The sequence below is a fragment of the Sulfurihydrogenibium yellowstonense SS-5 genome, assembly GCF_000173615.1.
Taxonomy (GTDB): Bacteria; Aquificota; Aquificia; order Aquificales; family Hydrogenothermaceae; genus Sulfurihydrogenibium; species Sulfurihydrogenibium yellowstonense.
The window spans coordinates 1-6,596 of the sequence record NZ_ABZS01000093.1; the positions used below are offsets into that span (position 1 = coordinate 1).

The 6,596-nt window shown below is 31.9% G+C and carries 6 protein-coding genes and 1 pseudogene; 2 read left to right on the forward strand and 5 right to left on the reverse strand.

Annotated features, from left to right (window positions below; translation table 11 throughout):
* Positions 1-226: 226 nt before the first annotated feature.
* The 3 genes from SULYE_RS04840 to waaF are packed head-to-tail and all read right to left on the reverse strand — an operon-like array spanning position 227 to position 3,768.
* Entirely contained in the window at positions 227-1,513 is a 1,287-nt protein-coding gene (locus SULYE_RS04840) for a restriction endonuclease subunit S (RefSeq protein WP_007547089.1), read from the reverse strand.
* 60 nt (positions 1,514-1,573) lie between these two features.
* Positions 1,574-2,752, reverse strand: a complete 1,179-nt coding sequence (locus SULYE_RS04845) for a pyridoxal phosphate-dependent aminotransferase (RefSeq protein WP_007547090.1) — start codon at positions 2,750-2,752, stop codon at positions 1,574-1,576.
* Positions 2,753-2,775: 23 nt separating this feature from the next.
* On the reverse strand, positions 2,776-3,768 hold the full coding sequence (gene waaF, locus SULYE_RS04850) for a lipopolysaccharide heptosyltransferase II (RefSeq protein ID WP_007547091.1): 993 nt from the start codon (positions 3,766-3,768) through the stop codon (positions 2,776-2,778).
* A 301-nt stretch (positions 3,769-4,069) separates the two neighbouring features.
* On the opposite strand from waaF, the gene SULYE_RS04855 reads away from it, so the two are divergent.
* Positions 4,070-4,564 carry an ATP-binding protein gene (locus SULYE_RS04855; RefSeq protein ID WP_007547092.1) on the forward strand — a complete coding sequence of 165 codons (495 nt, stop codon included), beginning with the start codon at positions 4,070-4,072 and terminating at the stop codon, positions 4,562-4,564.
* On the opposite strand, the gene SULYE_RS04860 is transcribed toward SULYE_RS04855, so the two are convergent.
* Positions 4,543-4,947: an STAS-like domain-containing protein gene (locus tag SULYE_RS04860; protein ID WP_232178583.1), complete on the reverse strand. Its 405-nt coding sequence runs from the start codon at positions 4,945-4,947 to the stop codon at positions 4,543-4,545. The two genes, SULYE_RS04855 and SULYE_RS04860, sit on opposite strands and share 22 nt — an antisense overlap.
* A gap of 310 nt (positions 4,948-5,257) precedes the next feature.
* On the opposite strand from SULYE_RS04860, the gene SULYE_RS04865 reads away from it, so the two are divergent.
* Complete coding sequence (locus tag SULYE_RS04865; protein WP_043989092.1) at positions 5,258-5,755, forward strand: DUF3592 domain-containing protein; 498 nt, start codon at positions 5,258-5,260, stop codon at positions 5,753-5,755.
* Positions 5,756-6,051: 296 nt separating this feature from the next.
* On the opposite strand, the pseudogene SULYE_RS04870 reads toward SULYE_RS04865, so the two are convergent.
* Positions 6,052-6,596 (reverse strand): annotated as a pseudogene (locus SULYE_RS04870) (UbiD family decarboxylase domain-containing protein); the annotation flags it as partial.

A 6,596-nucleotide genomic window follows, 5' to 3' on the forward strand; every position in this document is an offset into this window, starting at 1 on the left:
TCCTTTTTTTATAAGATATCTTTTAGTAAGATTTTCAACCTTTAAAAGCGGCTGCCTACTACTATCCATTTTTATAAGTTTTTATAAGCAAAAATGTAAAAATTAAGTTTTTCATAATAGCTATATTATAGCATAAGAATATTTTATATAGCTTGGGATGAGAAATTTGATAGAATTTTAGTTTTATAAAAATTCCCATTCTCTCGCCTGATACATATAAAAGTTGTTATCTAACTCTAATTTTTCCTGTCATAAGTTGATGCAGTAGTGTTTTAAATAAGCTTCGTAATGCTACTTTCTTTTTTTCTTCTGCTTGAATTTTTTGGTCTATGGTTGTTAGAATGTTGGCTATTTTTTGTTGTTCGTCAAGTGGTGGAAGGGGGATTAGAAAATTTTCCACTATACCCTTATTAACGTTTCTTTGAGTAGTTTGAATATTTTGAGATAACAACCTTTTTGAGTGGAATTTTAGTAAATATGCTCCAAATTCTACATTTAATCTATCTCTTTTTGGAATAATTCCTAATATGGCTTGATTTGTGGCAACAGGAATAAGATTAACCGCAGTTTTTCCTATAGTAGCATACATACTGAGTAATAAAGAATTCTCGGGCACTATCCAAGCATTTGAATTTTCTAATCCTTCCTCTGTAATATATTCTCGTGCATCCTCTATATATAAATTGTTTTTGGTTAAGTCTTCGATCAATATAAAAGGAATACTACCGCCCCAAAATCTTTTTTCCGATCTTTTTGGTGTGCCTCCTGCTTTCATTTTTTCCACAACTTCCCCCAATCTCACAACTTCCCAATGCTCTGGAGTTAATCCGATTTCAGACTCTTTTAATTTAACTTTATCAATCTCATCAACTGCAACAGCTCCATATGTAAAAAGATGCTTCATCATAGACTTTTTAAGCTGTTTTGTAGCATTTATAACTTTTTCTGTTTTTTCTATAGCATTTTGGACAGTAGAAAGAATATCAGCAATAGCTTTTTGCTCTTCAAGTGGTGGAAGGGGGATAGGAAAAGCTTTAAGTCTTGAAGAAGAAAGATTAGGAATAGTTGTTTTATTAGCGTTTTGATGATAAAGGTTTTTTATAGTAATCGCGTATTCCATCCAGTAAGCAAAAAAGTAATTGTTTATACTATCTTTAACTGACCTTAACCTGTGTAAATGGTTTTGATAAGATATTTCATCTATTTGACCGTCCCAAACCGCAGTTCTGCCAACATCTCCACCTTCACATACAAGTATATCACCTTTCTTGAGTTTTAAATTTTTAAATTCCGATTCTGAAAATGGCATATAACTAAGTTCTGATAAATCTATTTTGTTCCATAAAACATTTGATGTTCTTAAAAATGGTTTTAAGACCTTACCATCCCTATTTTCTTTTGCAGATAGCTGTTTTCCTTGTTTAACTTCAAAAACCTCCCCCAACCTCGCAACTTCCCAATCCTCTGGAATTAATCCAATCTCAGTTTCTTTAAATCCTTTACTTTCTTTCATTTCTAACCTAAATAATTTATACCTCCAATCTCCGACTGTAATTCTTGGTTATTTTCACTCCTAACCTTCTAACTTCTCTAAAGCTTCTTTAATTCTTCTTACTCCTTCAACAATATTATCCATAGATGTTGCATAAGATAATCTTATATAACCTTCTTTTCCAAAGGCTGAGCCGGGAACTACTGCAACTCTTGCATTTTCAAGTAAATACTCTGTTAGGTCTAAATCGTTTTTAATATTGCCTTTTATGTAATAAGAAACATTGGGAAAAGCATAAAATGCACCTTCTGGCTTTACACACTTAACACCTTTAATGCTGTTTAAAGCATCAACTACATAATCCCTTCTTTTTATAAACTCATTTCTCATCATCGCCGGAAATTGACCGTTGTCTTTTAATGCTTCTAAAGCTCCATACTGGGCAAAAGTTGTTGGGTTTGAGATTGTTTGACTTTGTATGTTAGTAATAGCTTTTATGTACTTTTCAGGGGCTGCAACCCATCCAAGCCTCCAACCTGTCATAGAGTAAGATTTAGAAAATGCTCCAACTGTAAATGTTATCTCTCTAACTTCTTTTGACAAAGAAGCTATGCTAACGTGTGGCTCTCCATAGCTAAACTCTTCATAACACTCGTCGGAAATTATCATTATTTTGTGTTTTAAGCAAACTTCTGCTATTCTTTCAAGCTCTTTTTTTGGTATTACTGCACCGGTAGGGTTTGATGGTGTGTTTAAGACTAAAGCCTTTGTTTTTGGAGTTATTGATGCTTCTACTATTTCCGCTGTTAAAACAAAGCCGTTTTCTTCTGATAGCTCCGGTGCAATACTCTCTCCATCGTTTAAAGCTATCTGCTCTGTATAAGAAACCCAATAAGGAGCTGGAACTATCACTTCATCTCCCGGATTTAAGAGAATTGCAAAGATCTCATACAATCCCATTTTAGCACCGGGAACTACTATAACTTCTGAAGATGTGTATTCTATGTTATTTCTGTTTTTTAATTTCTCTGCAATTGCTTTTCTAAGCTCAGGAATACCTGCCGCCGCTGTGTATTTTGTTTTTCCTTCTTTTAATGCCTTTATTGCTGCTTCTTTTACAAAGTCCGGTGTATCAAAATCCGGCTCTCCTGCGCCAAAGCTTATTATATTAACGCCCTTAGCTTTAAGCTCGTTAGCCTTTGCAGTTATTGCGAGCGTCTGAGAAGGTTTTATTTTTTGAATTCTTTGAGATAATTCCATTTTTCACCTCTACTTGAGATTTTTTAACTTAATATTTTATCAATATTTTCAATTACCATCTCAGGATTTATTTTTTCCATACATTCATGTGTTCCAATGGGGCATTTATTATGACCATGAAGTCCGCAAGGTCTACATTTTAAACCTTCAATCTCTACAACAATTCCATTTTTATAAGGATAAAATCCAAAATCTTTAACAGTTGGACCATAGATATCAATTATTGGAACGTTAAAAGCTACTGCCATATGAACAGGTGCAGAATCGTTAGATATCAATAATTTTGAATGCTTGATTATCGCAAAACTTTCTCTTAAAGAGCTTTTTCCTACCAAGTTTAAAGGTGTGTATTTAGCAATGTTTAAAATTCTACTTGTAAACTCTTCATCCTCCTTTCCACCAATCAAGACAACATTTTCATTTTTACTAATCAGATAATCAATTACACTTGCAAAGCCTTTTTCAGTCCATCTTTTTGTTGCCCACTTAGACCCGGGAGCAATCACAATGTAGTTTTTAGAAGTTAGATTATACTTTTGAATATATTTATCTTCTACTTCGTCTAAAAATAGTTTTGGATCTTTTACTATCTTTTTTTCATCAAAATCTGGAAGCTTCTCAAGAAGTTTTAGATTTCTATCTATCTCATGAGTGCCGTCAAATCTGTGAGGAACTAAGTCTGTGTATAGGAAAGAAAATCCTGCTTTATCAAATCCAATTCTTTTTTTGATTGATGCAAAAAATAAAACATAAGATGCCCTATGAGACCTATGAGGAGAGATTGCAATATCGAACCTTTTTCTGATTTTTTTTATTAAATCTATCGTAGAATCTTTGCTTTTTTCAAAGATTATAAGCTCATCAACAAATGGATTGTTTTTTAAGACATCTTTCCCAAAAGATTTTGTAATAATGGCAAGATGTGAGTTTGGATAGATGTTTTTTATAGATTCTAATAATGGCGTAGTTAAAATCAAATCACCTAAGAATGCTGTTTGATAAACTAAAATTTTCATTAAGAAAATTTTAACATAGATTGAAAAAAGTGATATGGAAAGGTATGTATAAGTTAAGATTATAGCAACCTTGGGAGTATTTGGGTTATAATATACCCAAATATGTCGGGCGAGAAATTCAATAAAAACATAAGATTCTTCGCTTGATGCAGAATGACAAATAAGGTTATCCTTTCTCTGATGCTTATCATTCAAACTTTTCCTGTCATTCTGAGGACTTTAGTCCGAAGGATCTCATTTTTGGATTCTATAAAAATTACTAATTTCTCACCCAAGGTATTTAAAGAAATATTTAGATTATATGGTAGGAGAGATACTAAATAATGCCATTCAACATTCACTTAGCCCTATCGGAGCTGTAATTACGGCTCAATACTTCCCAATACAAGGAAGATTACAAATAGTTGTAGTAGATAGAGGTGTAGGATTTTTACATAATATACAAAAGCAATATCAAGTAAATACGGAACAAGATGCAATTTTAAAGGCTCTTGAAAAGGGCGTAAGTAGTTCACCTACCAAAATGTATTCTACTGCTATTGATAATGCAGGATACGGGCTTTATGCTTTAAAAACAATAATAGAAAAGACAAATGGAAAACTAATGATAATTTCTAATAACGGTATAGTAAAATTATACAGACACTATTTAACTGCACAAGAACTTCAAAATACAGGATGGAAAGGATCAATAGTGGCTTTTGAGCTTTTTGAAGATGAAATAAATAAAATAAATTTCACCATCGAAGACTTCTTTAGAATATATATATGGGATCAGGATGAAGAATTGTTTTGAGCCATTTTCTTACTGTAAGATACTACCCAGTTTAGCGTACCACGGATAAAATTATTTGCATTAACAACTTTTATCTTGTTTTTAACAAAATCCAAACCATTTTTTCTGACAAATACTCCCACTATCTCATCCCCAAATCCTTGGGTAATAATTTCTATTCCATCAAAGTCTAACACGACCTTTCTATTATATTTTGATAATATTTCATTCATTATTTCTCTAACTTCAAACCCTGTCTCTCTTAAAGTCAAAGAACTACAATCAGGAAACAGTTCTTTAAGTTTTACGACAATCTCATCCTGCGTTTCATTATTTTTAATCTCTTTCTTTGCAACATCAACACGACTCTCCATAATCTCTCCTAAGAAAATATCATAGTTCATTATAATATAATTTAAGTTGTTATGTTAATCAACCTTGAAATGTTATAAGAAAAAATAACCATCTTGGTTTTCAGAACAAAGTCTGTAAAACTTATTGCCATAATTTTTTTACTAAGATTAAATTTCCTACCAAGATTAAATTTCCCAAACAAAATCCAAGGTTTCAAAAAAACAATAAGCTATCAATTTACTTTCAGAAATTTTTTAAAGTTTTTTATCTCTATAAGAAGACTTTGATTTATAATTTCTATCAAACAACAACTTAAGTTATAATAATAGCTTAAATCTCGAGTTATTTAAAGGTTGGACTATGCTTAAAGTGTTTGTTGCTTATGTGTTATTTGCATCTGCTTTGACTATGTTTGTTATATACAAATATTTTAGATTTTTCTTTTGGAGAAAGACAGAAGGAGAAATTTTAGATAAGAGAGTTGAGAGAGTTAAAGAGATAATCAAATATGAGACTTATAATCCGGTTATAGAATATAAATACCAAGTAGATGGAAAAGAGTATATATCTAATAGGATATTTATAACTCCTTTTGAATCTGATTATAACACTGCAGAAAAAATAATAAACGATTTTAACGATAAAAAGGTTGTGGTTTATTACAATCCTTTGAATCCTTCAGAAAGCATTCTAAAAAGAAATTTACATGCTGGTATGGTAGTTATGTTAATTGCATTGATCGGAATTATGCTGCCATTTCTCTACCAAGCATTTGTGGAAGTTACAGGTATTGGAACATCAAAAGAAGATATAGCTTTTTTTGTTAGAAATCTATTACATTCTTTGTTTGATAATTAAATTAGCTAACACTTTATATTTCATTCACCGGATGGGAAGTTGGGAATTTTTATAAAATTTAGATAAAAAGATTCTTCGGACTTGCGTCATCAGTATGACAATAAAATAATAAAATAAATAATGGCGTTATTTGTAATTCTGCAACTAAGACTGTCCAAAAATCAAGATAATCATTTTGAGCGAAGTGAAGAATCCCATATTTTCTTCTCAAGTCAAGAAATCAAAAAAGAGATCCTTCGGACTAAAGTCCTCAGGATGACACGGAAAGGTAAGCTTACAAAAATTTTGGAACACTCTCACCTTTCGCCTTTCATCTTTTGCAGTATCTCGTACCAAACCGGTAAAACCTTTTTCTTTACTTCTTCATCCATTCTTGCAACTTCTGGCCAATCTCTCGTGTAGCCTTCTTCTTTCCATTTAGTAGTTGCATCTATTCCCATTTTTCCACCAAAGCCAGGCAGGTTTGTAGAATGGTCAAGAACATCTATTACACCTTTTTGAATGATTACATCTCTTGAAGGGTCTACATTATTACCCCAAATCCATAAAACTTCATTAATATCTTGAACATTTACCCATTCATCAAAAACTATTATATGCTTTTCAAACATTAGCTGACCAAGCCCCCAAAGTGCATTAATGACTTTAAATGCATGTCCTGGATAACGTTTTTTTATAGATACAAAAGCAAAGTTATGAAAACATCCGGAGATTGGCAAATTGTAATCAACGATTTCTGGCAAATTAAACTGAACGAGGGGTAAAAATATTCTTTCTGTTGCTTTTCCAAGCCAACCATCTTCCATTGGCGGCTTTCCTACGACCGTTGTTGATAAATAGG

What these genes read in the sequence shown, in the direction of transcription:
- SULYE_RS04840 (WP_007547089.1), bottom strand. Translation starts at nt 1,513, where the DNA reads ATGAAAGAAAGTAAAGGATTTAAAGAAACTGAGATTGGATTAATTCCA.
- SULYE_RS04845 (WP_007547090.1), bottom strand. Translation starts at nt 2,752, where the DNA reads ATGGAATTATCTCAAAGAATTCAAAAAATAAAACCTTCTCAGACGCTC.
- waaF (WP_007547091.1), bottom strand. Translation starts at nt 3,768, where the DNA reads ATGAAAATTTTAGTTTATCAAACAGCATTCTTAGGTGATTTGATTTTA.
- SULYE_RS04855 (WP_007547092.1), top strand. Translation starts at nt 4,070, where the DNA reads ATGGTAGGAGAGATACTAAATAATGCCATTCAACATTCACTTAGCCCT.
- SULYE_RS04860 (WP_232178583.1), bottom strand. Translation starts at nt 4,947, where the DNA reads ATGAACTATGATATTTTCTTAGGAGAGATTATGGAGAGTCGTGTTGAT.
- SULYE_RS04865 (WP_043989092.1), top strand. Translation starts at nt 5,258, where the DNA reads ATGCTTAAAGTGTTTGTTGCTTATGTGTTATTTGCATCTGCTTTGACT.